Consider the following 26,070-nt stretch of genomic DNA (forward strand, 5'->3'; position numbering starts at 1 on the left):
ACACCCCAAGGGTGGGTTTGCGCCCCCTACGGGCACCGCCGCGCCCCCCCCGCGCGGGGGGGGGGGGGCGCCCCCCCCCCCCCCCCCCCCCCCGCTGCTCTGCCCTACGCCCCCCGGGTCAGCCCGCCGGGAGCGTTTCGGGATCCTCGGTGTCCTTGTCCACTTCACGACCACGGTCACTCACCGTGTCGGCCTGGGCCAAGGCTGCCGCGTCCGACGCGGTCTTGATCGTGGCGTCGGCGAGGACCTCCCCGGCCGGGAAGCCACCCTTCGGGGCGAGTGCCACGCCACGCCACCACGGCTCGGACGGGACGGTCTCGGCCGTGGGTTCGAAGGGCTCCCCGGGGCGCGGCAGGGCGACACCGGCACCCTGCGCGCGGGCGGCCGCGAGCGTCCCCTCGCCGGGATCCGCCCACGGGTGCGTCGCGAGGTTGAAGGTGGCCCAGTGGATCGGCAGCATCGGGCCGTGTTCCGGTCCGCCCTGGAGGTCGAGGTGGGCGCGCATGCCCTCCTCGGGGGTCATGTGGATGTCGGGCCAGAAGTCGGAGTACGCGCCGATCTGGATCATCGTGGCGTCGAACGGCCCGTGCTCGGCGCCGATCTCCTTGAAGCCGTCGAAGTAGCCGGTGTCACCGCTGTGGTAGATCCGGTGCTCCTCACCGGTGACGACCCAGGATGCCCACAGGGTGTGCTGGGTGTTGCGCAGTCCGCGACCGCAGAAGTGCCGGGCGGGGGTGGCGGTCAGGGTGAGGCCGCCGATCCCGGTGGACTCGTGCCAGTCCAGCTCGCGCAGCCGGCCGGCGGACACGCCCCAGTGCTCCAGGTGCGCGCCGACACCGAGGGGCACGGCGAACAGCGTGTCCGTGCCCGCGAGCGCCTTGATGGTGGGCATGTCCAGGTGGTCGTAGTGGTCGTGCGAGATGACCACGACGTCGACCGGTCCGAGGGCGGCCAGCGGCAGGGGGACGGGGTGCAGCCGCTTGGGACCCGCGAAGGGGAAGGGGGAACACCGCTCACCCCACACCGGGTCGAACAGGACGCGCCGGCCGTCGATCTCCGCGAGCACGCTCGAGTGCCCCATCCACGTCAGCCGGAGGCCGGTGGCCGGGGGCCGGGCGATGTCGGCGAGGGTGGTGGAGTGCACCGGAACGGTGCCCCTCGGGGCGCGGCGGGGCCGGGTCTCCTTGTCGAAGAAGACCTTCGCGAAGTCCAGGGTCGAGCCCGAGGGACGGGTCCGCGCGGGGCCGCCGGGGTTCTGGAAGACCCCGTCCTTGAAGTGGGGTGATCTGCGGATGCGCGCCATGCGCTCACCGCTCGGGTCGGCGCCGAACGCCCCGGGCTGCAGCGCGCGGAGCCCGGAGCTCAGAGTGCGGAAACCGGCCACGGTACCTCCAGGTGGAGTCGGTCAGGCTTTCCATTATGGTCGGCCCCTCCCACACCACGGGATCACAGGGGTCACACCGGAGGCCGCCCGAAGGCGATACTGACCGGTGATTCAGTTACCCGTGTGGCGAAGGAGCTCGTATGGCCGCCCCCCTGCTGTCTCTGACCTGGACCGACCACCTCACGGGACGGCAGGGCTTCCTGGTCGTGGACCGGCTGGTGCGCGGGGTCGCCAGCGGCGGTCTGCGGATGCGCACCGGCTGCACCCTGGACGAGGTCACCGGACTGGCCCGCGGCATGACCCTCAAGGAGGCCCTGCACTACGACCCGGCGAGCCGCTACGTCCCCCTCGGCGGCGCCAAGGGCGGTATCGACTGCGACCCCCGGGACCCCGAGGCGTACCCGCTGCTGGTGCGCTACCTGCGCGCGATGCGGCCGTACATACAGAGCTGCTGGACGACGGGCGAGGACCTGGGGCTCACCCAGGACCTGGTCGACCGGGCCGCGGCCGAAGCGGGGCTGGTCTCCTCGATCCAGGCCGTGTATCCGCTGCTGGACGACGAGGCCGAGGCCCGGGGGCGGTTGCGGGACGCGTTCGCGGTCGAGGTCGACGGCATCGGTCTGGACGAGCTGGTCGGCGGCTGTGGTGTGGCCGAGGCGGCCCTGGCCGCCCTGGACCGGGCAGGTGAGCCGCGCACCGGGACGCGGGTCGCTCTCCAGGGGTTCGGCACCATGGGCGGGGCCACCGCGCGCTTCCTCACCCGCGCGGGGCTCACGGTCGTGGCCGTCGCCGACGTCAAGGGCACCATCGCCAACCCGGCGGGACTCGACGTCGAGACCCTGCTCGCGGCCAGGGACACCCACGGCACGGTCGACCGCTGCGCACTGCGTCCCGGCGACCGCGAACTGCCCGGCGGGGCCTGGCTGTCGGCTGACGCGGACGTGCTGGTACCGGCCGCCGTGTCGTACGCGGTCGACGCCGTCAACCAGGAGCGGATCAGCGCCCGTTGGGTCGTGGAGGCCGCCAACATGCCCGTGCGCCCGGAGGCGGAGCTGCCGCTGGCCGCGCGCGGGGTGACCGTCCTGCCGGACGTCGTGGTCAACTCGGGTACCAATGCCTGGTGGTGGTGGACGCTGTTCGGGGACGTCGGCGCCGATGCCGAGGAGGCGTTCGCCCACACCCGCCGGGCGATGCGGGCCCTGGTCGAGCTCATGCTGGACCGCGCGCAGGCCGACGGTACGACACCGCGGGCCGCCGCCCACGCGATCGCGGCCGACCGGCTGCCGCTGATCGCGGAACGCTTCGGCTGGTACCGGTGAGGTACCCGCCGCGCCCTCGGCGACAGCCGTCGCGGGCCCTGCCGGACCGGCCGGAACACCCCGTCGAGGAGCCGCACGCACGTGGGTAGGGTGACGGCGTGACGAGAGTCCGGTTGAGTGTGGCCGAGCGACGCGGGGATCTGCTGCGGGCCGCCATCGAGCAGATCGAGGCGCGTGGTGTGGCGGCGGTCAGGATCGCCGACGTGGCCTCGGCGCTCGGCGTGAGCAACGCGCTGGTCCTCTACCACTTCTCGACGAAGGAGCAGTTGGTCGCCGCCGCGTTCCGGCACGCGGCGGAGAGCGATCTGGCCCATCTGCGCAGGCTGCTGGGCCGCCGCTCGCCGGCGCTGCGCAGGCTGCGGTCGGCCGTACGGTGGTACGCCCCGACGGGGCAGGCCAAGGGCTGGCGGCTGTGGATCGAGGGCTGGGCGGCCGCGTTGCGCGACCCGGCGCTGCGGGAGGTCACCCAGGATCTCGACCGGCAGTGGAAGGCGGCCCTGGCCGAGGTCATCGCGGAGGGTGTGGCGGCGGGTGAGTTCCGCTGTCCGGACCCGGCCGGGACGGCCCTGCGTCTGACCGCTCTCCTCGACGGTCTCGCCGTCCAGCTGACGTCCTACGCCGGCGCGGTACCGCGCGCGCGGGCCCAGCAGTGGGTGGAGGAGGCACTGGCCCGCGAGCTGGGCTTGACGGAGGAGCGGCCGGCGCCCCAGGAGGCAACACTCCAGGAGGAGTGACCGGCACCCCAGAAGCCAGGATCCCTGCGCGTGCGGGCCGCGCCGGGGTCCCACCCGGCACAGCCCGCACGCGCGGGAGCCGCTCTCACGCCACCGACGCGATCCGCATCCTGATGTCGTCCGGCGACAGCGCGCCCTTGGCCGTCACATGGTCCCCCGACGACTCCCCGCGCAGCCGGCGCCCGATCCACGGCACCAGGAACTCGCGCGCCCAGGCGACGTTGTCCCGCCGCATGTCGAGCGCGCCGCGCGGGGGCAGCGGGGGCCACGCCTGCTCGGGGTCGGCCGGCACGTCGAGGTCGAGCACCTGGCCCGCGCGGAGCGCCACGCGTGTGTGCCCCTCGGGCGACAGGTGCAGCCGGTCGGCGTCCCAGGCCCGGCGGTCCTGCACGCTGCGCAGGGACCACAGGTCGAGCACCGGGCAGCCGTACCGGTCGGCGATGGCCCTCACGTGTCCGTTGTACGTGGCGATCTTGCCGCGCAGGTGTTTGAGCACGGGCACGCCACGGGTGTCGAAACCGGTCGTCACCATGACCGTGCCGGACACGGCGGTGAGCTGGGCCAGCGCCCGCTCGAAGCGCTCGGCCACCTCGTCCGGGTCGGTGCCGGGCCGGATGATGTCGTTGCCCCCGGCGCAGAACGAGACGAGGTCGGGGGCCATGTCGACGGCCCGCGGAACCTGGTCCGCCACGATCTGGTCGAGAAGCTTTCCGCGTACGGCGAGATTGGTGTACCGGAAGTCGCCCTCGGGCCTGCGGTCGGCGAGCAGGACGGCGAACCGGTCGGCCCAGCCGACGAAAGCCCCGTCGGGGCCGGGATCGCCGACCCCCTCGGTGAAGCTGTCCCCCAGCGCCACGTACGACCCGATCACTGCTCTGCTGTCACTCTTCGAATCGTCTGCCACAGCAGCTCATGATTCACCTTCGAATGTGACTTACGCGACCGTAGGAAAGGGTTGACGGACGGTGAGATAAGCCACTCCTAAAGTGTTCGCCAACTCCGGAATACCCTGCTTCCCAGGGATGTTTCGGGGGGAGTCGCCAGACCCGGAACCCACTGATCCGGAAATGGCTCCAGACGGTCCGGAAGGCGAAGTGGCCGCTCGTGCAGGGCTGCTGGTCGGTGTGGTCGAAGACGAGCCGCCCGTTGTGCCACCACCGGGCCGTCGAGCCGTCGGAGACGATCCGGACCCGGTTGGGCTCGTTCGGCACCAGCAGCGGCTCGGTGCAGTCGAGGAGCAGGGGCGGACGCCGGGCTCGCCGACGTAACGGCGCAGCCGGGTCGTGGTGTCGTAGTCGGCGCCGTAGCCCGCGTAATACGTCGTGAGTTGGTCGTACTCGTCGAGGGACCCGCCGCGTGTCGATCCCTTGGGGCGGGCGACCCCACGCGCGCACACCGAAGGCCGGACCCGGGGATCGGGGTCCGGCCTTCGGAGGCGTGTCAGGCAGGTGGTCGTGCGGTGGGTCAGCCGACGGAGACGCCGTGCGAGCGCAGGAAGGCGACCGGGTCCACGTCCGAGCCGTAGTCCGGGGTGGTGCGGATCTCGAAGTGCAGGTGCGGTCCGGTGACGTTGCCGGTCGCTCCGGAGAGGCCGACCTGCTGTCCGGCGGTCACGGTCTGGCCGGCCGACACGGAGAGCTGGGACAGGTGGGCGTACTGGGCGTAGTGGCCGTCGTTCAGCTTGATGACGACCTGGTTGCCGTAGGCGCCGCCCCAGCCGGCGGAGACGACCGTGCCGGCGCCGACGGCCTTGAGGGACGTGCCGGTCGGGACGACGAAGTCGACACCGGTGTGGTAGCCGCTGGACCACATGCTGCCGGACATGTGGTACGGGGTGCCGACGGCGGCACCGGCCACCGGCAGGGTGTAGCCGGTGGAGTTGCTCTCGGCGGCGGGCTCGGCGGTGGCCGGCTTCGCGGCGCTCTGGGCCTTCGGGGCCGACTCGGCGGCGGAGGGCTTCGGAGCCGAGGCCTTCGGGGCGGAGGGGGCCGGGTCCTTCGGCGCGGTCGCCGCATTCTTGCCGATCGAGAGCTTCAGGCCCGGGTGGATCAGCGAGGGGTCGGAGCCCACGGCCTCACGGTTGTCCGCGTAGAGCTTCTTCCAACCGCCGCTGACGTTCTGCCGGTCGGCGATCCTGGCGAGATAATCACCGGCCTTCACGGTGTACGTGTGGGCGCCATCGGTCTTTTCGGCGCCCTTTTTCCCGGCGGCCGGAGCGGACTGGACGGCTTTTTCCGGAGCCGACTGCGGCGTTGCGGCATGGGCACCGGCGGCCCCCATGAGCGGCAGGGCGAGGGCGGCCCCACCGGTTCCGGCGACGGCGATGGAGCGGGTGAAACGCTGGGTCTTGGGACGGCGGTGCTTACCCTTCGCGGGCATGGCGAATTCCTCTCCGTCGCCTGCGAGGTGAGCTGTCGGGTGCGGGCTGGAGATGCCCGGCCGCGGGGGCGCGGCTGAACCCCAAGCCGTTCCGGGAACCGGAACAGGCGTCTTACCTGTGGGTCCCCCGCTCCTGCCGTGCTTCGGGTCAGTGTGTGCGGGCTCCGGGCGGCGGCAGGATTAGGCGTCCGTCCGGATTGGTGTGGAACGTAAGCGACCGAGACGCAATGGGACAAGCTTGCGGTTGCGCGTGACGCCGTTTTTCCCGACACGTCGGCACGTGCGCTGTCACCGAGCGTGGATTACCGATCTCCCGCTTTGCTCAATATCCCTGAACAATACGGGGATTACGTGAACATGACGACAGCGGATCGTCACGAATATGACGATGGTCACGCGCCCCGACCCCATCTCCTTTACGATCGGGGCACGTTATGCCTTAGCGGCCGAAATTCCCCATTCGGACAGAACGGCTACTTCCGCTTAAGCCGGACGACCGCGGCGTCCAGGTCTCCGCGCAGACCGACCCGCAACCCGTGGTGCAGCAGGAGCGCCCCACGGTGAACTTCGCCCGTTTCGAGGCATTCGTACGTTGCCTCCGGTTCGAGTCCGCGCAGCCGGAGCGCCGGAACGGGCTCGCCGTAGCGCTGCGCCTGGAGCCAGGCGAGGACGACGGTCTCGTCGCCGAGGACGTACTGCACGGCGCTCAGCCCGCCCTGCGGGGGCCGCAGCCGGTAGAGGTCACCGCGCTGCACCAGGGGCCGGATCTCCTTGTACAGCCCCACCCACCGGCCCGCCTCGGCGAGTTCCCCGGGCGTCCACTTCGTGAGGTCACCGCCGACCCCGAGCACCCCGGCCATGGCACTGACGAACCGGAACCGCAGCGAGCTGGCCCGGTGGTTGAGCATGGCGTTCGGGCTGTCCGTGACCCAGGCGGCCATGACCCGGGCCGGATGGATCTGACTGAAGCCGTGCTGGATGGCGAGCCGGTCGAGGGGGTCGGTGTTGTCGGAGGTCCACACCTGGTCCGTGCGGCTCAGCACACCGAGGTCGATCCGCCCGCCACCGCCCGAGCAGGATTCGAAGGCCACCCCCGGATGCGCGGCCCGCAGGCGGTCCAGCAGGCCGTACAGGCCGCGGACGTGGTCGACCCACAGACGCTGCGGGTAGGCGTCGTCCGGCCATCCGGCGTCGGTGAAGCAGCGGTTGAAGTCCCACTTGACGTAGTCGATCGGCGCACCCGAGAGGAGCACGTCCAGCCGCTCCCACAGGTACTCCCGGACGTCCTCGCGGGCGAGGTTCAGTACGAGCTGATTGCGGAACTCCGTCCGCTTTCGTCCTGTTTGATGCTGAACCCAGTCTGGATGCGCCCGGTACAGGTCGCTGTCCGGGTTGACCATCTCGGGCTCCACCCAGATCCCGAACTGCATGCCGAGGCCGTGCACATGGTCGGCGAGCGGCTTCAGCCCGCCCGGGAAGCGATCGGGGTTCGGGCTCCAGTCGCCGAGGCCGGCCCGGTCGCTGGTGCGTGCCCCGAACCAGCCGTCGTCGACCACGAACAGCTCGACACCCATGGCCGCGGCCCGCTCGGCGAGCGCCCGCTGCTGCTCCTCGGAGATGTCGAACTCGGTGGCCTCCCAGGAGTTGAACAGCACCGGCCGGTCCCGGTCGGCGTCCGGGATCACATGCGCGCGCTGGTAGGCGTGCCAGGCGCGGCTCGCCCCGCCGAATCCGCCGTCGCTCCAGAGCCCGGCGAAGACGGGGGTCGTGTACGACTCTCCCGTGCCGAGCATCAGCAGGCCGGAGTCGTCGTGGCCGGCGCCGCCGGTGATCTGCACGCGCGCGTCCGGGAGCTGGGCCACGGCGATACGCCAGGACCCGGACCAGCCCAGCGCGCAGCTGTAGACCTCACCGTGCTCCTCGGTGGCCTCGGTGTCGAGGGCGACCCATGGCAGGTGCTGGTGGGAGGTGTGGCCACGGCGGCTGCCGATGACCTTCTCGCCGTGCGTGAGGCCGCAGCGGGTCAGCCGGGACTCGGCGCCCCAGCGGCCGTGCAGCTGGGAGAGGCGCCAGGCGTCGCGGTCGGGCAGGGTCCAGGTGGCGGAGTCGGCGCGCAGCAGCTCGACGGCCGGCCCCCGGTTGTCCAGGGTCGCCCAGCGCTCGACGACATCCGCCGAGGGGCGCATCCGGTAGTGCAGCGTGATGTCCAGGTCGCCGTCGCGAAACCGCAGCCGCAGTTCGCCGGTGTCGGCGTCGTACCCCTGGTAGGCCCACTCGGTGCCCCGCCGCTCGGACGTGCGCACGGACAGGGCGGGGCGGACGAAGCGGGGGCCGCCTTCGACCGGGTACTCCTCGCGCCCGTCGAGTGTGGACTCGAAGGGCCAGAAGTCCGGGAGCGGCCGGAGGGAGAGGGCCTCGGCGTCGGCCAGGCCGATGCGGGGGCCCCAATGCAGGTGCAGCAGCTCGTCCCGGTCGCTGACGTGGACGGCGTAGCTGCTGGCCGGCCCGGAGAGCACCCATGTACGACCGTCTTCGGAGATGTCCAGCATCATGCCCTCACAGATTCGAACAAGCCCGACCAGGTCCGACCAGGCGGCAACATCATCGAGTGCCGCGGTGCTTCCGGGCAACGCCTGTGGACAACTCATTGCCCCAGGCAGGCATGTCGTATCGTCGAGTGACGCCCGTCGACGAGCCGCGCCGGCGGCGCCGAAGGGGAGGAGCCCTCGTGACACAGCAGGTCCCGTCGACCGAGCCCGAGCTGGCCGCAGTGCGCAACTTCCGCGACGTGGGCGGACTTCCGACCGTCGACGGGCGGCGGGTGCGGCAGGGCGTGCTGTTCCGCAGCGGCCACCTCGCCCACGCGACCGGGGAGGACGCCGCCTTCCTGAGCGGTCTGGGCCTGCACACGATCTTCGACTTCCGCAACGCGGCCGACCAGAAGCTCGAGGGGCCGGACGTCGAGCTGCCCGGCGTGCGCAATGTGAACCTGCCGCTGAGCGATCCCGCCGACGGCGCCGAGTTCTGGAAGATGGTCCGCGACGGCGACCTGGACCAGCTCCGCGAGATCCTCGCCGACGGCAAGGGTGCGGGCCGCATGATCGCCTCGTACCGCACGATCATCAAGCACCGCACCGGCGAGCACTCCCGGGTGCTGCACGCGCTCGCGCAGGACAGCGTCCCCGCCCTGATGCACTGCGCGGCGGGCAAGGACCGCGCGGGTCTGTCCATCGCGGTGACGCTGCTCGCCGTGGGCGTGGAGCGCGAGGCGATCGTCGAGGACTACCTGAAGTCGAACGCCAAGCACCGCCGCTACAAGGTGCACCGCTCCAGCTCCGCCGCCTCGGCCTACTCCCCCGAGGTCATGGAGCTGCTCAGCCCCCTCTTCGACGCGCGCGCCGAGTACCTGACGGCCGCCTTCGACACCATCGAGGAGACGTGGGGCGGCGTCGGCACCTACCTGGAGAAGGGGCTCGGTCTCTCCGCGGAGGCCCGGGAGCGGCTGCGCGAGCGGCTCCTCGACTGAGGTGCCCGGGTGGGGGCTACTTGGCCCCGACCTCGAACAGCAGGTACACGAAGGCGGCGAAGATGTGGCCGGCGATGAGGTAGACGAACAGCCTCACCCACAGGGCTCGGGGGAACTTCTCCTCCAGGTTGCTCATGTCATGTCTCCAGGGTTGGAGCCCAGGCACAGGGCGGCCGTGGGGCTCTGCAGCAGGGTGTGGACGAAGAGCAGGTCGACGCCGTCGTGGTCCTCGGCGGCGATCCGGTGCGGGGTGAGCGAGTCGAAGTGGGCGCTGTCGCCGGCCGCCAGCCGGTGGGTGGTGTCCCCAAGGCGCAGCCGCAGCCGGCCGCGCAGCACGTGGAGCCACTCCTCGCCGGGATGGACGCGCACGATGTCGCCCTGGGAGCCGTGTGGGACGTGGACGCGCAGGGCCTGCATCCCGCGGCCGGGGGCGCCCGCCTGCCAGTAGGTCCAGCCGCCTGCCGCAGTGGGTTCCATGTCGGCGGCGCGGATGACGGCGTCCCGTTCGGCGACCGTCTCACCGAGCAGTTCGGAGACCGTCGTACCGTAGATGCGGGCGAGTGCCAGCAGCACCGGCAGCGAGGGCTGGCGCTGCCCGGTTTCCAGCCGGGAGAGGTGGGCGGGCGACAGTCCGGCGGAGCGGGCCGCGGCCTCCAGCGTGAGGGCGGCCTGGCGCCGCAGGGCCCGCAGCTGGGGCGCGACGGCGGGCAGCGCACCGGGCGCGGGGTCGGCCGGCGAGCCGGCCCCGGAGGGCCGCTCGGTCTCGGAGGGACTCATGCCCCCATTCAGCCGGACCTTTGCCTCACCGGCAAATTTCTTGCCTCACGGGCAAAACCATGGCCTATCGGTTGGCCACCGCCTGTTTGACGAGTGTCTTGCCGAAGTCCCACACCAGTCCGCCGTTGTGCGCGTCGTCCATCACGGCCGTGAAGGCGTCGACGAACCGGTCCACCTCGCGCTCGCCGATGATCAGCGGCGGGATCAGCTTGATCACCTCCATGTGGTCCCCGGACACCTGGGTGAGGATCCGGTGCCGCTGGAGCAGCGGCACGACGACCATCTGAGCGAACAGCCCCTTGCGGGCGGCCTGGAGCATGGCCCAGCGGCTGCGCAGCTTGAGCGACCGGGGCCGTCCGAACTCGATGCCGATCATCAGGCCCCGGCCGCGGACGTCCGCGAGCATCTCGTACCGGTCCGTCAGCTCCTCGAGCCGGGATCTGAGCCGCTCCCCGGTGGCCCGGACGCCTGCGACGACCTGCTCGCTCTCCATCACCGACAGCACCGCGAGGCCGGCCGCCATGGCCTGCGCGTTGGACCCGAAGCTCGCCGAGTGGACCAGCACCCGGTCCATCGACGAGTAGACCTTCTTGAAGATCCAGTCCCGGCCGATGGTGGCGCCGACCGGCACATAGCCGCCGGAGAGCGCCTTGGCCACGCACACCAGGTCGGGCTCCACTCCGTCCTCGTGCTGGTAGGCGTAGAAGTCGCCGGTCCGTCCGAGGCCCGTCTGCACCTCGTCGGCGATGAGCAGCGCCTTGTGGCGGTGCAGCAGCTCCTGGGCGGCCCGCAGCCAGCCGGGCGGGCCCTCGAGCACACCCTTGCCCTGGATCGGCTCCACGATCAGCGCGGCGACGTCGCCCTTCCTGAGCTCCCGCTCCAGCGCGTCGAGGTCGCCGAGCGGTACGGCCGTGTCGGGCAGTAGCGGGGCGAAGCCGTCACGGAAGCCGGATTCGCCGTTGACGGAGAGGGAGCCGGTGGTCAGACCGTGGAAGGCGTGCGCGCAGTACAGGACCCTGGGCCTGCCCGTGGCGAACCGGGCGAACTTCAGCGCGCCCTCGACGGCCTCGGTGCCGCTGTTGCCGAAGAACACCCGGTCCAGGTGCGGGCTGTGCGCGAGCAGCTTCTCGGCGAGCAGGCCGGGCAGTGGCTGGCAGTCGAACCGGGTGAGATCGGCGAGCCCGGCGTCCAGGACGTCGTGCAGCGCCTTGCGGATCACCGGATGGTGGCGGCCGAGGCCCATCACCCCGAACCCGGCGAGCATGTCCAGGTAGTCGTTGCCGTGCGCGTCGTAGAAGTAGGCGCCCTCGGCGCGCTCGTAGACCTTGTCGAAGCCGATGGTGTGCAGCATGCGCGGGAGCTGATGGTTGAGGTACCGGGTGTGCAGCTCGTAGCGCTCGGCTCCGCGCTCGGCCAGCAGCTTGCCGAGGTCGAACTCCTCGGCCTGCGACGACTCCGACGCGGACTCGGCGGTGGTCATTCCTGTGGCTCCTTGGACAGCTCTTCCTTGACGGCCAGGCTCGCGCTGATGCGTCCGGCGATCTCGACGGGTGTCAGGCCGATGTCGGCGAGCACCTCGGCCCGCTTGGCGTGCGCGAGGAACTGCTCGGGGATGCCGAACCGCCGCACCGGTACGTCGACCTCGGCGTCGCCCAGGGCGAGCGCCACGGCCGAGCCGACCCCGGCGGCGCGGCTGTTGTCCTCGACGACGGCGAGAAGCCGGTGCTCGGCGGCGAGGCCCGGGAGGGCCGGGTCGACGGGCTTGACCCAGCGCGGGTCGACGACGGTGCAGCCGATGCCGCGGGCTTCGAGCAGCTCGGCGGCCTGGAGGCAGACCGGCGCCATCACGCCGACCGCCACGAGGAGCACCTGCGGGTCGGGAGAACGGTGCAGCACGTCCAGGCCGCCCATCCGGTCGACCGCCGGGACCGCCGGGCCGACGGACTCCTTCGGGAAGCGCACGAGGGTCGGTGCGTCGTCCACGGCGACGGCCTCGCGCAGCTGCGCCCGCAGCTGGTCCGCGTCGCGCGGCGCGGCGATGCGCAGTCCGGGCACGACCTGGAGGACGGACATGTCCCACATGCCGTTGTGGGAGGCCCCGTCGACGCCGGTGACCCCGGCCCGGTCGAGCACGAAGGTCACCCCGCAGCGGTGCAGGGCCACGTCCATCAGGAGCTGGTCGAAGGCGCGGTTGAGGAAGGTGGCGTAGACGGCGACGACGGGATGCAGGCCGCCCGTCGCCAGGCCCGCCGCGGACACGGTCGCGTGCTGCTCGGCGATGCCGACGTCCCACACCCGGTCCGGGAACCGCTCGGCGAAGGACCCGAGACCGACCGGGTGCAGCATGGCGGCGGTGATCGCCACCACGTCCTCGCGCTCCTCGCCGATCCTGACGATCTCCTCGCCGAACACCGAGGTCCAGGAGGGTCCGCCCGACGGGGAGAGCGGTGCGCAGGTCAGCGGGTCCATCGCGCCGACGGTGTGGAAGTGGTCCTCCTCGTGGGCGAGGGCCGGCTCGTAGCCGCGGCCCTTCTCCGTGAGGCAGTGGACGAGGACCGGCCCGTGGAAGCGTTTCGCGCGCCGCAGCGCGGATTCCACGGCCCCGGTGTCGTGCCCGTCGATCGGCCCCACGTACTTCAGGCCCAGGTCCTCGAAGAGGCCCTGCGGGGCGAAGGCGTCCTTGAAGCCCTTCTTCGCGCCGTGCAGGGCCTCGTAGAGCGTGTTGCCCACCAGTGGCGTGCCCTGCAGCACGTCCTTGCCCCAGGCGAGGACCCGCTCGTAGCCGTCGGTCGTGCGCAGCGTCGCGAGGTGGTTGGCGAGGCCGCCGATGGTGGGGGCGTAGGAGCGTTCGTTGTCGTTGACGACGATGATCAGCGGGCGGTTCTTGGCGGCGGCGATGTTGTTCAGGGCCTCCCAGGCCATTCCGCCGGTGAGGGCCCCGTCGCCGATGACCGCGACGACATGGCCCTTCTCGCCCTGCACCTGGCGGGCCTTGGCGAGTCCGTCGGCCCAGCCGAGGGCGGTGGAGGCGTGGCTGTTCTCGATGACGTCGTGTTCGGACTCCTCGCGCGAGGGGTAGCCGGACAGGCCGCCCTTGCCGCGCAGCTTGGAGAAGTCCTGGCGGCCGGTGAGCAGTTTGTGGACGTAGCTCTGGTGACCGGTGTCCCAGAGGATGCGGTCGGCGGGTGACTCGAAGACCCGGTGCAGGGCGATGGCCAGCTCCACCACGCCCAGGTTGGGTCCCAGGTGACCACCGGTCCTGGCGACCGCGTGCACCAGGAACTCCCGGATCTCGCCGGCCAGTTCCCCCAGTTCCGCCTCGGACAGCGCCTTCAGGTCGCGTGGTCCCCGGATGCTCTCCAGTATCGTCACGCTCGGGCCCCCTTCGGTTCCGTGCTGTTCAGCTCACGGTGACGGCCGGCTCCCCCGACCCCACGCCGTCCTGCTCCATCTGCTCGGCGATCTTCATCGCCTCTTCGATCAGCGTCTCGACGATCTTGGACTCGGGGACCGTCTTGATGACCTCGCCCTTGACGAAGATCTGCCCCTTGCCGTTGCCGGAGGCGACCCCCAGATCGGCTTCCCGCGCCTCGCCGGGCCCGTTGACCACACACCCCATGACGGCGACCCGCAGCGGCACCTCCATGCCGTCGAGCCCGGCCGTGACCTCCTCGGCCAGCTTGTAGACGTCGACCTGGGCGCGCCCGCAGGACGGGCACGACACGATCTCCAGCCGGCGTTCCCTGAGCCCGAGGGACTGCAGGATCTGGATGCCGACCTTGACCTCCTCGGCCGGCGGAGCGGACAGCGACACCCGGATCGTGTCGCCGATGCCCCGTGAGAGCAGCGCACCGAACGCCACCGCCGACTTGATCGTGCCCTGGAACGCCGGTCCGGCCTCCGTCACACCCAGGTGCAGCGGGTAGTCGCACTGCTCGGCCAGCTGCCGGTACGCCTCGATCATCACGACCGGGTCGTTGTGCTTCACGGAGATCTTGATGTCCCGGAAGCCGTGCTCCTCGAACAGGGACGCCTCCCACAGCGCGCTCTCCACGAGCGCCTCCGGGGTGGCCCTGCCGTACTTCTGGAGCAGGCGCCGGTCCAGCGAACCGGCGTTGACGCCGATGCGGATCGGCGTGCCGTGGTCCTTGGCCGCCTGGGCGATCTCCTTGACCCGGTCGTCGAACTGCTTGATGTTGCCGGGGTTGACGCGGACGGCCGCGCAGCCCGCCTCGATCGCGGCGAACACGTACTTCGGCTGGAAGTGGATGTCCGCGATCACGGGGATCTGCGACTTGCGCGCGATGGTCGCGAGGGCGTCCGCGTCGTCCTGCGTGGGGCAGGCGACCCGGACGATCTGGCAGCCTGACGCGGTCAGCTCCGCGATCTGCTGCAACGTGGCGCCGACGTCCGACGTGCGGGTCGTCGTCATCGACTGCACCGACACCGGGGCCCCGCCGCCGACCGCCACCGGACCGACCTGGATGCGGCGCGAGACGCGCCGCCGCGCGACCGGCCGGACCGGCACCTCGGGGACACCCAGCGGGACGGCCGTCATGACATCACTCCCGGTTCCCGGAGACCGTCTCGCGCATGGCGCGCAGGGACTCCTTGAGCGAACCCATGGTGGCGAGGACGGCGGTCGGCTCGTAGCCGCAGTGCGCCATGCAGTTGGCGCAGCGCGGGTCCTTCCCGCGGCCGTACTTGTCCCAGTCGGTGTCCTCGACCAGCTCCCGGTACGTCGGCACGTAGCCGTCGCTCATCAGGTAGCAGGGGCGCTGCCAGCCGAAGAGCGAGTAGTTCGGGATCGCCCACGCCGTGCACGGGAAGTCGACCTTGCCCTCCAGGAAGTCCAGGAAGAGCGGCGAGTGGTTGAGCCGCCAGCGCCGCCGGTTGCCGCCGGAGAAGGCCTTCTTGAACAGCTCGCGGGTCTGCTCCACGCCCAGGAAGTGCTCCTGGTCGGGGGCCTTCTCGTAGGCGTAGGCGGGCGAGATCATCATCTCGTCGACCTGGAGGTCGTCGTTGAGGAAGTTCAGCACCTCGATGATGGTCTGCGGGGTGTCGGTGTTGAAGAAGGTCGAGTTGGTGGTGACCCGGAAGCCGCGCCGCTTGGCTTCCCTGATCGCCTCCACGGCCTCGTCGAACACGCCCTCCTTGGCGACCGACTCGTCGTGCCGCTCGCGCAGGCCGTCGATGTGCACCGCGAAGGCGAAGTAGGGCGACGGCGTGAACTTGTCCATCTTCTTGCGGAGCAGCATCGCGTTGGTGCAGAGGAAGACGTACTTCCGCTTGGCCACCAGCTGGCGGACGATCTCGTCGATCTGCGGGTGCATCAGCGGCTCGCCACCGGCGATGGACACCATCGGGGCGCCGGACTCCATGACCGCTCCCACGGCCTGGGCGACCGGCATCCGCTGCTTGAGCACTCCGGCCGGATGCTGGATCTTGCCGCAGCCTTCGCACTTGAGGTTGCAGGCGAACAGCGGCTCCAGCTCGACGATCAGCGGGAACTTGTCCCGGCGGCGGATCTTCTGTTCAGCCAAGTATGTAGCGACCTTGATGGACTGTCGGAGCGGCATGGCCATCTGGCTCACCTCCTGGGGAGCAGCAAGGAACGGTGCCATTCGAAGAAAGCGGGTAGGACGGAACGAAGAACACGGAAAGCTGATATTCCACCGCGCACCGTGCCGATCCGGACGAGTTCATGTTCAGGAGCGTCCACGACCACCCGGACGGCCGCAACCGGGCGCTCGCCGGCGCGCACGGCGCTCAGGAGCGTGACGGCGGACTCCATGTCGACGGCGATCGCGCCGGTGGCCCGCAGAGCGGACCGTTCGGAGCCGCGCACGACGTGGTCGGAGCCGGTCAGCGGGCCGGTGTGCACGGTCCGCCCGGGCAGCGCGCGGCCCAGTTCCTTCACCAGCAGTTCGGTCCCGACGCAGGGCGTCGTGCCGCGCGGGTCCCGGGTCTCCTCGGCGACGACCAGATCGCCGGGGTGCATGTCCGGCGCGAGTCCCGCGCAGAAGCCGGTGGCCAGGACGGCGGCGTCGTGCAGGGCCGGGTCGCCCAGCACACGGGTGACGGCCCGCTCGGCGGCCGCCGGCCCCATGCCCGTCCGCAGCACCGTGACCGGTCCGCCGGCCCCGCCCCGGCCGCCCGCGCGCAGGGCGAACTGCTCGATGCCGAGCGCGCAGGCGATCAGCAGCGGGACCGGGGCGGTCTGTGCGCGCATCAGCTCCCCTTGGCCTTGGTGAGCTGCTTGCCGGTCCCGCTGCCCCGGAGCCGATCGGCGAAGGGCTCTCCGTGCAGATAGCGGCCGAGCGCGGTCAGCGGGAAGACCTGCCGGTAGAGGTGGTAGTTGATCGAGAAGTCCCACGGGAAGCCCGTCCCCGTGAAGTACGGCTCGTCCCAGGAGCCGTCCTCCCGCTGGGTGGCGGCGAGCCACTCGACGCCGCGTGCGACGGCCTTGGAGTCCCGCTCCCCCGCCGCCAGCAGCGCCATCAGCGCCCACGCCGTCTGCGAGGCGGTCGAGGCACCCCTGCCGCTCCACTCCTTGACGTACTTGTAGGAGCGCAGGTCCTCGCCCCAGCCGCCGTCGTCGTTCTGGACCGACTCCAGCCAGACGACGGCCCGCCGGATCGCCGGGTGCGCGGCGGGGAGGCCCGCGGCGGTCAGGGCGGGCACGACGGACCCGGTGCCGTAGACGTAGTTGACGCCCCAGCGCCCGAACCACGAGCCGTCCGGTTCCTGCTCGGCCAGCAGCCACTCGATGCCGCGCCGGGTGCGCGGGTCGTGGGCGAGCCCCTCCACCGCGAGCATCTCGACGACGTGCGCGGTGACGTCGGCGGAGGGCGGGTCGATGACCTCCCCGAAGTCGCAGAACGGCAGCCGGTTCGGGAAGGGGCTGGTGTTGTCGACGTCGAACGCGGCCCAGGCGCCGTTCCTCGACTGCATGCCGAGCGTCCAGCGCAGTCCCCGCACGACGGCCCGGTCCAGCCGCTCCGGGTCGTGGTGGGTGATCCGGCGCAGCGCGAGGATCACTTCGGCGGTGTCGTCGATGTCGGGGTAGTTGTCGTTGTGGAACTCGAACGCCCAGCCACCGGGCGGCAGCCCGGGCCGCTTCACCGACCAGTCCCCGGGCCGGACGATCTCCTCGCCCAGCATCCAGTCGGCCGCCTTCACCAACTGCGGGTGGTCGGGGGGCAGTCCGGCGTCGACGAGGGCGATGGCCGCCAGACAGGTGTCCCACACGGGTGACTGGCAGGCCTCGATCATCCGGGCCCCGTCCTCGCGCCACACGGCGAACCGGTCCAGGGACGCCAATCCCTCGCGCATCACGGGGTGTTCGAGGTCGTACCCGAGCAGGTGCAGGGCGATGACCGAGTACACGGCCGGGGGCTGGATGCCGCCCCAGCAGCCGTCGTTCTCCTGCCGCTCGATGATCCAGCGGGCGGCGCTGTTCATGGCGGCTCTGCGCAGCCGGCGCGGGGCGACCTTCCGCAGGGCGTGCAGGCCCTTGTCCATCCGCTGGAACGCGCCGTCCCAACTGAACGGCGAGGCAAGGGGCTTGGGGGGGTTGGGCCGGTCCGGGTCGGTGTGCAGCTCGTCGAGCGGGAAGGGTGCGGGGCGTACCGGCCGCTTCGCGGAGACGATCGTCAGCGGGACGATGGTCTGCCGCGCCCAGCAGCCGAAGTCGTAGATGTTGAGCGGCACCCACTTCGGGAAGAAGACGAGCTCCGGCGGGAGTTCGGGCAGGTCCTCCCACTTCCACCAGCCGAACAGGGCCAGCCAGATCCTGGTGAAGACGCGGGCGGCGGCGATGCCGCCCTGCGCGCGGATCCACGCGGAGGCCTTCGCCATGTGCGGGGCGTCGGGGGCGTCACCGGCGAGGCGGAGGGCGACGTACGCCTCGACGGTGGCGGACAGGTCGGCCGGTCCGCCGTAGAAGGTGGCCCAGGTGCCGTCCTCGTGCTGCTCGCCGCGGATGAAGAGGGCGGCGGCCTGCGTGGTTCTCTCGTCGCGGATGCCGAGGAACTGACGGAGCAGCAGGTCTTCCGCGTCCATCGTGACGTTGGTCTCGAGGTCGCCCTTCCACCAGCCCTCGGCGTCCTGGAGCGAGAGCAGGAAGTCGGTGGCACGCCGGGCGGCGCGTGCGGCGGCTTCCGGTACCCCGGCCGCCCCGGGGGTGTGCGTGTCGGTGTCGCTGGCCGCGGCGGCTCGGGGTGGCAGGGCCCCGGTGCTTCCGTCGGTCGTCGCTGTCATGGCTTCCCCTTCGTGCAGTCCTGCATGGTGTGTGCATCTGCTGTGGGTCCGCCGTCGGCCGGTGCTGCGTGATGGCTCACGGCACCGGCCGGCGACTACGCGAGGGCTATTCGGCCGATAGTGATCATCTCTTCCGTACGACGACGAAGTCCGCGAGCGCCGTGAACTGTTCCCGCACCCGGTCGGGCATGTCGACGGCGTCGAGGGCCTCGATGGCGATGGTGTGCTGACGGCGGGCCTCGTCGGCGGTCCATTCCCGGCCGCCGGCCTCCTCGATGAGCGCGGCGCGGGCCGCGAACTCCTCCTCGGAGAAGTTCTCGAAGTCGCTGGCCTTGGCGTCGGCGGCGAGAATCTCGCCGAGCCGCTCCGAGGCGGCGCCGCCCGCGGCGAGCGCCGCGACGACCGGCAGGGACTTCTTGCGCTGGCGCAGGTCGCTCCAGGTCTGCTTGCCGGTGGAGACCGGGTCGCCCCAGATGCCGAGCAGGTCGTCGACGGCCTGGAAGGCGAGGCCCAGGTGGTAGCCGTACTTCTCGAGGGTGTCGGCGGTGTGGTCGTCGGCACCGCCGAGGACGGCGCCGATGGAGCTGGCGCAGGCGAGCAGGGCGCCGGTCTTGTTGCCCTCCATCTCCAGGCACTCCTCGACGCTGACGCGGTCGCGGTGCTCGTAGGAGATGTCCTGGGCCTGACCGTCGATCAGGGCGCGGCTGGCGGTGGTCAGGCGGCGGGTGGCGCGGCCGGCCTCGACGGTGCCGAGTTCCAGGAGCATCTCGTTGGCCAGGGCGAACAGGGCGTCGCCGACCAGGATGGCCTGGGCGGGACCGTGCACCTTCCACACCGTGTCGCGGTGGCGGCGCTGCTCGTCACCGTCCATGAGGTCGTCGTGGAGGAGGGAGAAGTTGTGGACGAGTTCCACGGCGACGGCGCCGGGGACACCGGTCTCGGGGGCGGCCGACATGACCTCGGCGGACAGCACCGCGAGGGCGGGGCGCACGGCCTTGCCGCCGTCCCCCTCCGCGGGCCTGCCCTGGGCGTCGATCCAGCCGAAGTGGTAGGCGGCAACAGTGTCCATGGGAGGTGCCAGGCGGTCGACGGCCGCCCGCAGTACCGGAGTGGCCAGGGTCCGGCCGCGCTCCAGCAGCGCGGTCACGTCCACCGCCTCGGCAGTCCTCGAGGCCGGGGGCACAGTGGGCACAGTCTCTCCTCTTGTTGCGGTACCGGGGGTGCGGGGGCCGCCTGCCGCACCGGCCTGGGCCGGCATCATGCCGCCTCCTCGAACTCGAAGAGGGCGTGCGGACGGGGCCGGCCCAGGGCGCCCAGCACGGCGTCCGCCGCGCTCACACCACTGCGGACCGCACTCTCCATGGTCGCGGGCCACCCGGTGGCGGTCCACGCTCCGGCCAGGTAGAGGCCGGATGCCTTGGTGCGGGCGCCGGGCCTGAGGCTCCCGACGCCGGGGGTGGGAGCGAACGTCGCGGTGCGCTCCCGGGTGACGAAGAAGTCCCGCACGGCGGCGCCGCGGGCCAGGGGCAGCAGCCGCTCCAGCTCGGGCAGGTACCGCTCGCGCAGCAAAGCCACGGGTTCGTCGATCTCGTCCTGGGCGACGGACTGGGACACGGCGAGGTACTGCCCCTCGCGCAGCCCGGACGCCTCGGTGCGGTCGAAGACCCACTGCACGGGGCTGCCGAGGGCGGTGAAGAACGGCCGGCCGAGGACCTTGCGGTCGTACACGACATGGACGTTGAGGATGGGCGCGGTGCCGATCCGCAGCAGCTGTTCGGGTGCGTCGAGGGCGCCCGCGGGCAGCAGGTCGTGCGCCTCGCGCTGCGGTACGGCGAGGACCACGGCGTCGGCCTCCAGCGTCTCGCCGGGTACCTCGACGGTCCACGTCCCGTCCCCGGTCGGCGAGACGGAGGTGACGCGGGCACGGAGCTCGGTGCGCACCCCGGCGGAGTCGAGCGCCTTGCGGGCCAGCCGGTCGTGCAGGTCGCCCAGGGGGACGCGCGCCCAGCCGATGTCGGCCGCGCCCGGGTCGGAGAGCAGACCGGTCTTGAACACCATCGCGGCGAGGGCCAGGGAGGCGTCGGAGGCGACCGCGTTGAGGGTGGCGACCCCGACCAGGTCCCACAGGGCCTCCACGGCACGTGCCGACTGGCCGTGCGCGGCGAGCCAGCTGCCGAAGTCACGGGTGTCCAGTGCCGGGTCGGTCAGATCGAGCCCCTTGAGCGCGAGGGCGGCCCGGCCCACCCTGGCGCGGTCGGCGAGCGACAGGTGCGGATAGGCGGCGAGGCTGCGCCCCAGGTGCAGCGGCACGGGCAGGGCGTCCCGCCGCAGCCGGCCGAGCCGTCGCCCCTCGGGCCGGGCGAGGTCCAGGACGGGCACGTCGAGCCGGTCCTGCAGCGGGGCGAGTTCCGCGCCCTCGATGCGGTCGAGGAACCAGCGGTAGGCGGTGCAGCAACGCAGGTAGACGTGCTGGCCGTTGTCGACGGTGAGGTCGCCCCGCCGGAAGGAGAAGGCGAGCCCGCCGAGTCGCGGCCTGCCCTCCAGCAGGGTGACGCGCACACCGGCGTCGGCGAGCGCGAGCGCGGTGGTGACACCGGCGAGCCCGCCGCCCACCACGACGGTGTGCCGCGCCGGTGCGGCCGGTCGTGCCGACCGTGTGCCCTGGGTCATCGCGCGCCCTCCCCCGCGGCCCGGGCGTGCTGCTCGAACGGTGCACGACCGGCCGTCTCCGTCAGGGACGCCGCCCCGTGCCGGAGGGTTGCCCGCCGCTTTCCGCCGATGGCGGCACCTGTGGTCCTCACGCTCGCCTCCTGACGGTTCGCCGGGTCACGTGCCGGGCGTCGAGACCCGACAGACCGCGCACCGCGACGTAGGCCTTCTCGCGACCGGGCAGCGAGACGCGGCCGCGCAGCACGGCTTCCGGGTCGCGCTCGATGCGGTCGAGCAGGCGGCGGTAGATGCCCGCCATGGCGGCGACGCAGGCGCCGCTGCGCCGGTCGAGCATGGGCAGCAGGCGGTAGCCCTCGGCGAACAGGGCGCGGGCCCGTCGCACTTCGAAGTGCACGAGACCCGCGAAGTCGGAGCCCTCCGGTGGCCGTGGGCCGCTGAAGCCGGCCGAGCAGCCGAACTTGGCGAGATCGTCGGCGGGCAGGTAGGTCCGCCCGCCGACGGCGTCCTCGCGGACGTCTCTGAGGATGTTGGTGAGCTGGAGCGCGAGCCCGAGCGTGTCGGCGTACTCCGGCGCGCGGTCCACCCCGCGCGCCCCCGGTTCGGTGCCGAAGACGCCGAGCGAGAGCCGCCCGATCGCGCCCGCGACGCAGCGGCAGTAGACCTTCAGGTCGTCCCAGGTCTCGTACGTCTCGCCACGTACGTCCATGAGGACACCGTCGATGAGCTCGTCCAGGCCGCCGAGCGGGATCGGGAAGGCCCCGGCGGCGTGCGCGAGGGCGACGGCGACGGGGTCGGTGTCGTCCTCGTCGACCCGGCCCTCGCGGATCCGGGTGAGCAGCGCACGGGTCTCCTCCAGCCGGGCCACCTTGACGTCGTCGGCGAGTGCGCCGTCACCGATGTCGTCGACCCGCCGCGAGAACGCGTACAGCGCCGACATCGCCCGGCGCTGCGGCGTCGGCAGCAGCCGGATGCCGTAGGCGAAGTTCCGCGCCTGGCGTCCGGTGACGGCCTCGCAGTAGCTGTAGGCGGCGAGTACCGGCGGGGATGCGTGTGGTTCCGACTCCACGGCCCGGATCACCCCTCTCCTCGCAGAGTCACGCCCACCTCACGCAGCAGCCGGACCTTGCCGGGCTTGGGCGGGCCGGGAAGTACGTCGTATCCGGCGGCGGCGATCGCGTGGACCGCCGCCCTTCCCCCCGCCACGAACCCTGCGAGCAGCAGCTTCAGCCTGCCGTGGACGCTACCCACCAGGGGGGCGCCTTCATTCAGCAGTTCCCGGGCCCTTTGCGCTTCGTACGCGACCAGCGCACGGACCGACGCTCCGGCGGATCGCGTGGCGAGATCCGCTTCCCGCACGTGGAAACGCTTCATGTCCGTGGCGGGCAGGTAGATGCGGTCGCGGGCGAGGTCCTCGGCGACGTCCTGGAGGTGCTCGACGATCTGGAGGGCCGTGCAGATCATGTCGGATCGGCGGATCCGCTCGGGCGTCGAGGCGCCGGTCACCGCGAGGACGAGACGGCCGACGGGGTTGGCGGACAGCTCGCAGTAGGCGAGCAGGTCGTCGTAGGTCTCGTAGCGGCCGATCAGCTGGTCCTGGCGGTTGGCGGCGATCAGGCCGAGGAACGGCTCGGGGCTGAGCGCGCACCGGCGCACGGTCGGCTGGAGGCGGCACAGCAGGGGGTGGAGCGGGGTCGAGTCGAAGACCCGCCGCAGGTCCGCCTCGAAGGCGTCGAGCAGCACCAGCCGGTCCTCGGCCTCCTGCGGGGAGACACCGAGCAGCCGGGCGTCGGCGCCGCCGGGGGCGAGGTCGCCGTCGCCGATGTCGTCGACCAGGCGGGCGAAGCCGTAGACGGCCATGAGGTCGGTGCGCCAGGCCCGGGGCAGGAAGAAGGGGGCCACCGGGAAGTTCTCACCGGCGGCCTTGTCGAGCGTGCCGCGCTCCGGATCGAGGGGGCGCGCCGTGCCGGTTCCCGTCACCGCCGACTGCCCGGGGCGGGGACGGCACGTGCTGCGTGGAGCTGGGGAGTTTCCGTAGCCATCGCCGTCACATCTCCCGTTCTACACTGCCGACCCAATACGCACTATTTCGGACACGCCGCCCGGCCGTCCGCACGACGGTCCGACGGGCGGTGTCGCGCATTATCGCCCTGATTGCCGTGTTTCGGGACCGGTACAGCTTACGTTGTACAACGCGAAACGGTTCGTCAGGGTGTCCCGCGCATCACGAGAACACACCGATTGGCCCCAAGATTCCTGAGATGGGCCGGAGTTGACGTTTCCTTTGCAGACGCCGGGCCCCGCCGGAGCAGTTCCGTCGGGGCCCTGGCCTGATGCCGACTACTTGCCCGTGAACTTCTCGTACTCCTTGAGCACCTCGTCGGTGGGGCCGTCCATGCGCAGCTCGCCGCGTTCCAGCCACAGGACGCGGTTGCAGGTGTCGCGGATGGACTTGTTGTTGTGGCTGACCAGAAACACCGTGCCGGCCTCCTTGCGCAGCTCCCGGATGCGTTCCTCGGAGCGCTTCTGGAACTTGCGGTCGCCGGTCGCCAGGGCCTCGTCGATCATCAGGACGTCGTGGTCCTTGGCCGCCGCGATGGAGAAGCGGAGCCGGGCCGCCATGCCGGAGGAGTAGGTGCGCATGGGCAGCGTGATGAAGTCGCCCTTCTCGTTGATGCCGGAGAAGTCGACGATGTCCTGGTAGCGCTCCTTGATCTGCTCCCGGGACATGCCCATGGCGAGCCCGCCCAATATGACGTTGCGTTCGCCGGTGAGGTCGTTCATCAGGGCCGCGTTGACGCCGAGCAGCGAGGGCTGGCCGTCGGTGTAGACCTTGCCCTGCTCGGCGGGGAGCAGTCCGGCGATGGCCCGCAGCAGGGTCGACTTGCCGGAACCGTTGGAGCCGATCAGGCCGATGGCCTCGCCGCGGTACGCCACGAAGGAGACGCCCCGCACGGCGTGCACCTTGCGCACACCCCGCTCCTCGCCGCGCTTGAGGATGCGGCTGAGGGCGGCGGTGGCGCTGCCCTTGCCGGTCTTGGCGCCGTTGACGCGGTAGACGATGTGCAGGTCGTCCGCGACGACGGTGGGGACGCGTGCGTCCTGCTTCTGCTCAGCCACGGCCGTACCTCTCCTCCGCCTTCCAGAAGTACACGAAGCCGCCCACGGCGAAGAGCACGGCCCAGGCGCCCGCGGCCGCCCAGACGTGGTCGGGCAGGAACTTCGCGCCGTAGTCGTCGATCAGCGCGAAGCGCATCAGGTCCATGTAGATCGCGGCCGGGTTCCACTGCAGGAGGTTCGCGATCCAGGCCGGCTTGTCCGCCAGGAAGATCGGGATGGAGAACATCACTCCCGACGCGTACATCCAGGTCCGCATCACGAACGGCATCAGCTGCGCGAGGTCGGGGGTCTTGGCGCCCGCCCGGGCCATGATCAGCGCGAGGCCGGTGTTGAAGCAGAACTGCAGCACCAGCACCGGCACGATCAGCAGCCAGGACAGGTCCGGGTAGTGGCCGAAGCCGATCGTGACGGCGAACAGCACGATCATCGAGAACAGCAGCTGCTGAAGCTGCTGGAGCGCGAAGGAGATCGGCAGGGAGGCACGCGGGAAGTGCAGGGCGCGGACCAGGCCGAGGTTGCCGGAGATCGCGCGCACCCCCGCCATGACCGAGCTCTGCGTGAAGGTGAACACGAACACACCCGTGACGAGGAACGGGATGTACACCTCGCGGGGCAGCCCCCGGTCGGCCTCCAGGAGCAGACCGAAGATGAAGAAGTACACGGCCGCGTTCAGCAGCGGCGTGGCCACCTGCCACAGCTGGCCCAGCTTGGCCTGGCTGTACTGGGCGGTCAGCTTCGCCCGGGAGAAGGCGAGGATGAAGTGCCGCCGGTCCCAGAGCTGACGGACGTACTCGATGAGGGACGGACGGGCGCCGCTCACGGTCAGCCCGTGCTTGGCGGCGAGTTCCCTCGCCGTGAGGCCCTCGTCGGGCGCCGCGGGCGGGGTCACCGCGACCGTGGCGTCGTGCGTTGTCTCACTCACTAGTGGAAACTTTCGTCTTCGAGATGCTCGGCCTGTGCCGGTCCGGCAGGAGCCGGGGCCGGGGTACGGCCCGGGGGTTCCCGGGCGCTCCCGGATACGAGCTTGTCAGATGACGGGGGGCCGGCCCAGCCGGGTCAGCCGCCACACCGTACGCCACTTCATGGGCCTGCGGGGCCCGCACGAAGTGGTCCAGCCCTCGCGGAATCCGCCGAACCAGGCCCGCAGCGCACTGCGGGAGGGACGGCGCACCAGAGTGAGCAGCAGCCACACGCCGAGGTAGACCGGGACGAGCGGCGCGGGGAGGTTGCGGCGGGCCAGCCAGACGCGGTTGCGGGCGACCATGCGGTGGTAGACGGCGTGCCGCGAGGGAGCGGTCGTCGGGTGGTGGAGCACCATGTCGGACCGGTAGTCGATCATCCAGCCCGCGTCGAGGGCCCGCCATGCCAGGTCGGTTTCCTCGTGGGCGTAGAAGAACTCGTCCGGGAGTCCGCCGACGTCGGCGAAGACACGGGTGCGGACGGCGTTGGCACCGCCGAGGAAGGTGGTGACGCGCGAGGAGCGCATCGGGTCGGCGGCGCGCAGCCGGGGGACGTGGCGGCGCTGGGTGACGCCGGTCTCCGGGTCGGCTATGCGGAAACTCACGATGCCGAGCTTCGGGTCCGCCTCGAACGCCTTCCGGCACAGCTCGGCGGTGTCGTGGCCCGCGAGCAGGCCGTCGTCGTCGAGGAACAGCAGGATGTCGACGTCCCGGCCGGAGGGGCCGAAGGCCTCGATGCCGACGTTGCGGCCGCCGGGGATGCCGAGGTTCTCGGGCAGTTCGATGGTGCGGACGCCCTCGGGGACGTCCGGGACGGGCGAGCCGTTGCCGACGACGACCACCTCGACCGGGTCGCCGTCCTGCTTGGCGACGGAGTCGAGCAGGGCGCGCAGCTCCTCGGGCCGGTTGCCCATGGTGATGATGACGGCGCCGACCTTCATGC

General features: G+C 71.5%; 21 protein-coding genes, 3 pseudogenes and 1 riboswitch. Of the genes and pseudogenes, 3 read left to right on the plus strand and 21 right to left on the minus strand.

Annotated features, from left to right (window positions below):
* Positions 1–118 precede the first annotated feature (118 nt).
* Positions 119–1,384 (minus strand): MBL fold metallo-hydrolase, encoded by a 1,266-nt coding sequence (locus tag ACIQU3_RS05740; protein WP_403923463.1) that lies wholly within the window; start codon positions 1,382–1,384, stop codon positions 119–121.
* Positions 1,385–1,524: 140 nt separating this feature from the next.
* Here ACIQU3_RS05740 and ACIQU3_RS05745 point away from each other — a divergent pair, with 140 nt between their 5' ends.
* On the plus strand, positions 1,525–2,703 hold the full coding sequence (locus ACIQU3_RS05745; protein WP_403743304.1) for a Glu/Leu/Phe/Val dehydrogenase dimerization domain-containing protein: 1,179 nt from the start codon (positions 1,525–1,527) through the stop codon (positions 2,701–2,703).
* 98 nt (positions 2,704–2,801) lie between these two features.
* Entirely contained in the window at positions 2,802–3,437 is a 636-nt protein-coding gene (locus tag ACIQU3_RS05750; RefSeq protein ID WP_403743302.1) for a TetR/AcrR family transcriptional regulator, read from the plus strand.
* Between the two features lie 85 nt (positions 3,438–3,522).
* Here the strand turns inward: ACIQU3_RS05750 and ACIQU3_RS05755 are convergent, their stop codons facing one another.
* The 4 genes and pseudogenes from ACIQU3_RS05755 to ACIQU3_RS05770 form a co-directional block, all read right to left on the minus strand.
* The gene (locus tag ACIQU3_RS05755) at positions 3,523–4,308 is read right to left on the minus strand and encodes an SGNH/GDSL hydrolase family protein (protein ID WP_403743317.1); all 786 of its coding nucleotides are present in this window, start codon (positions 4,306–4,308) and stop codon (positions 3,523–3,525) included.
* Positions 4,309–4,471: 163 nt separating this feature from the next.
* Positions 4,472–4,794 (minus strand): annotated as a pseudogene (locus ACIQU3_RS05760) (DUF6250 domain-containing protein); the annotation flags it as partial.
* Positions 4,795–4,901: 107 nt separating this feature from the next.
* Complete coding sequence (locus ACIQU3_RS05765) at positions 4,902–5,816, minus strand: peptidoglycan DD-metalloendopeptidase family protein (RefSeq protein WP_403923464.1); 915 nt, start codon at positions 5,814–5,816, stop codon at positions 4,902–4,904.
* Between the two features lie 4 nt (positions 5,817–5,820).
* A riboswitch (cyclic di-AMP (ydaO/yuaA leader) is annotated at positions 5,821–5,975 on the minus strand.
* A gap of 314 nt (positions 5,976–6,289) precedes the next feature.
* The gene (locus ACIQU3_RS05770) at positions 6,290–8,365 is read right to left on the minus strand and encodes an alpha-galactosidase (RefSeq protein WP_403923565.1); all 2,076 of its coding nucleotides are present in this window, start codon (positions 8,363–8,365) and stop codon (positions 6,290–6,292) included.
* Positions 8,366–8,544: 179 nt separating this feature from the next.
* Between ACIQU3_RS05770 and ACIQU3_RS05775 the strand changes: the two genes are divergently transcribed.
* Complete coding sequence (locus tag ACIQU3_RS05775) at positions 8,545–9,342, plus strand: tyrosine-protein phosphatase (RefSeq protein WP_403923466.1); 798 nt, start codon at positions 8,545–8,547, stop codon at positions 9,340–9,342.
* A 16-nt stretch (positions 9,343–9,358) separates the two neighbouring features.
* Here the strand turns inward: ACIQU3_RS05775 and ACIQU3_RS05780 are convergent, their stop codons facing one another.
* The 16 genes and pseudogenes from ACIQU3_RS05780 to ACIQU3_RS05855 all read right to left on the minus strand — a co-directional run bounded on the left by ACIQU3_RS05780 (position 9,359) and on the right by ACIQU3_RS05855 (position 26,068).
* Complete coding sequence (locus tag ACIQU3_RS05780; RefSeq protein WP_234846817.1) at positions 9,359–9,478, minus strand: DUF6126 family protein; 120 nt, start codon at positions 9,476–9,478, stop codon at positions 9,359–9,361.
* Positions 9,475–10,119: a helix-turn-helix domain-containing protein gene (locus tag ACIQU3_RS05785; protein ID WP_403923468.1), complete on the minus strand. Its 645-nt coding sequence runs from the start codon at positions 10,117–10,119 to the stop codon at positions 9,475–9,477. Before ACIQU3_RS05785 ends, ACIQU3_RS05780 begins: the two co-directional genes overlap by 4 nt.
* Positions 10,120–10,183: 64 nt before the next feature.
* A complete protein-coding gene (locus tag ACIQU3_RS05790) occupies positions 10,184–11,599 on the minus strand; it encodes an aspartate aminotransferase family protein (RefSeq protein WP_403923470.1) in 1,416 nt (471 codons plus the stop codon).
* Entirely contained in the window at positions 11,596–13,491 is a 1,896-nt protein-coding gene (gene dxs / locus ACIQU3_RS05795; RefSeq protein ID WP_403743288.1) for a 1-deoxy-D-xylulose-5-phosphate synthase, read from the minus strand. The genes ACIQU3_RS05790 and dxs overlap by 4 nt, the downstream gene beginning before the upstream one ends.
* A 28-nt stretch (positions 13,492–13,519) precedes the next feature.
* On the minus strand, positions 13,520–14,677 hold the full coding sequence (gene ispG, locus ACIQU3_RS05800) for a flavodoxin-dependent (E)-4-hydroxy-3-methylbut-2-enyl-diphosphate synthase (protein ID WP_403923472.1): 1,158 nt from the start codon (positions 14,675–14,677) through the stop codon (positions 13,520–13,522).
* A gap of 4 nt (positions 14,678–14,681) precedes the next feature.
* On the minus strand, positions 14,682–15,704 hold the full coding sequence (gene hpnH / locus ACIQU3_RS05805) for an adenosyl-hopene transferase HpnH (protein WP_403743283.1): 1,023 nt from the start codon (positions 15,702–15,704) through the stop codon (positions 14,682–14,684).
* A 5-nt stretch (positions 15,705–15,709) separates the two neighbouring features.
* Positions 15,710–16,351: a 1-hydroxy-2-methyl-2-butenyl 4-diphosphate reductase gene (locus tag ACIQU3_RS05810; protein WP_403743280.1), complete on the minus strand. Its 642-nt coding sequence runs from the start codon at positions 16,349–16,351 to the stop codon at positions 15,710–15,712.
* A complete protein-coding gene (gene shc / locus ACIQU3_RS05815; RefSeq protein WP_403923474.1) occupies positions 16,351–18,381 on the minus strand; it encodes a squalene--hopene cyclase in 2,031 nt (676 codons plus the stop codon). The genes ACIQU3_RS05810 and shc overlap by 1 nt, the downstream gene beginning before the upstream one ends.
* A gap of 124 nt (positions 18,382–18,505) precedes the next feature.
* Complete coding sequence (locus ACIQU3_RS05820; RefSeq protein WP_403923476.1) at positions 18,506–19,573, minus strand: polyprenyl synthetase family protein; 1,068 nt, start codon at positions 19,571–19,573, stop codon at positions 18,506–18,508.
* Between the two features lie 65 nt (positions 19,574–19,638).
* Positions 19,639–21,129, minus strand: a pseudogene (hpnE, locus tag ACIQU3_RS05825) (hydroxysqualene dehydroxylase HpnE); the annotation flags it as partial.
* Positions 21,108–21,182 (minus strand): annotated as a pseudogene (locus tag ACIQU3_RS05830) (DUF6380 family protein); the annotation flags it as partial. The pseudogenes hpnE and ACIQU3_RS05830, both read right to left, overlap by 22 nt.
* A complete protein-coding gene (gene hpnD, locus ACIQU3_RS05835; protein ID WP_403743271.1) occupies positions 21,179–22,129 on the minus strand; it encodes a presqualene diphosphate synthase HpnD in 951 nt (316 codons plus the stop codon). The gene hpnD and the pseudogene ACIQU3_RS05830, both read right to left, overlap by 4 nt.
* Complete coding sequence (hpnC, locus tag ACIQU3_RS05840; protein ID WP_403923478.1) at positions 22,126–23,028, minus strand: squalene synthase HpnC; 903 nt, start codon at positions 23,026–23,028, stop codon at positions 22,126–22,128. The genes hpnD and hpnC overlap by 4 nt, the downstream gene beginning before the upstream one ends.
* A 360-nt stretch (positions 23,029–23,388) precedes the next feature.
* Positions 23,389–24,168, minus strand: a complete 780-nt coding sequence (locus ACIQU3_RS05845; RefSeq protein WP_403743265.1) for an ABC transporter ATP-binding protein — start codon at positions 24,166–24,168, stop codon at positions 23,389–23,391.
* The gene (locus ACIQU3_RS05850; protein ID WP_366712951.1) at positions 24,161–25,090 is read right to left on the minus strand and encodes an ABC transporter permease; all 930 of its coding nucleotides are present in this window, start codon (positions 25,088–25,090) and stop codon (positions 24,161–24,163) included. The genes ACIQU3_RS05845 and ACIQU3_RS05850 overlap by 8 nt, the downstream gene beginning before the upstream one ends.
* 105 nt (positions 25,091–25,195) lie before the next feature.
* A complete protein-coding gene (locus tag ACIQU3_RS05855; RefSeq protein ID WP_403923480.1) occupies positions 25,196–26,068 on the minus strand; it encodes a glycosyltransferase family 2 protein in 873 nt (290 codons plus the stop codon).
* Positions 26,069–26,070: the final 2 nt, after the last annotated feature.

Origin of the sequence: Streptomyces sp. NPDC101110, from assembly GCF_044759525.1 — a bacterium.
Lineage (GTDB): Bacteria > Actinomycetota > Actinomycetes > Streptomycetales > Streptomycetaceae > Streptomyces.

Bases quoted from the DNA above. Each gene is read 5' to 3' on its own strand.
- hpnH (WP_403743283.1), bottom strand. From the start codon at position 15,704: ATGGCCATGCCGCTCCGACAGTCCATCAAGGTCGCTACATACTTGGCT.
- ACIQU3_RS05810 (WP_403743280.1), bottom strand. From the start codon at position 16,351: ATGCGCGCACAGACCGCCCCGGTCCCGCTGCTGATCGCCTGCGCGCTC.
- ispG (WP_403923472.1), bottom strand. From the start codon at position 14,677: ATGACGGCCGTCCCGCTGGGTGTCCCCGAGGTGCCGGTCCGGCCGGTC.
- ACIQU3_RS05765 (WP_403923464.1), bottom strand. From the start codon at position 5,816: ATGCCCGCGAAGGGTAAGCACCGCCGTCCCAAGACCCAGCGTTTCACC.
- ACIQU3_RS05780 (WP_234846817.1), bottom strand. From the start codon at position 9,478: ATGAGCAACCTGGAGGAGAAGTTCCCCCGAGCCCTGTGGGTGAGGCTG.
- ACIQU3_RS05855 (WP_403923480.1), bottom strand. From the start codon at position 26,068: ATGAAGGTCGGCGCCGTCATCATCACCATGGGCAACCGGCCCGAGGAG.
- ACIQU3_RS05790 (WP_403923470.1), bottom strand. From the start codon at position 11,599: ATGACCACCGCCGAGTCCGCGTCGGAGTCGTCGCAGGCCGAGGAGTTC.
- ACIQU3_RS05785 (WP_403923468.1), bottom strand. From the start codon at position 10,119: ATGAGTCCCTCCGAGACCGAGCGGCCCTCCGGGGCCGGCTCGCCGGCC.
- ACIQU3_RS05770 (WP_403923565.1), bottom strand. From the start codon at position 8,365: ATGCTGGACATCTCCGAAGACGGTCGTACATGGGTGCTCTCCGGGCCG.
- ACIQU3_RS05745 (WP_403743304.1), top strand. From the start codon at position 1,525: ATGGCCGCCCCCCTGCTGTCTCTGACCTGGACCGACCACCTCACGGGA.
- shc (WP_403923474.1), bottom strand. From the start codon at position 18,381: ATGACAGCGACGACCGACGGAAGCACCGGGGCCCTGCCACCCCGAGCC.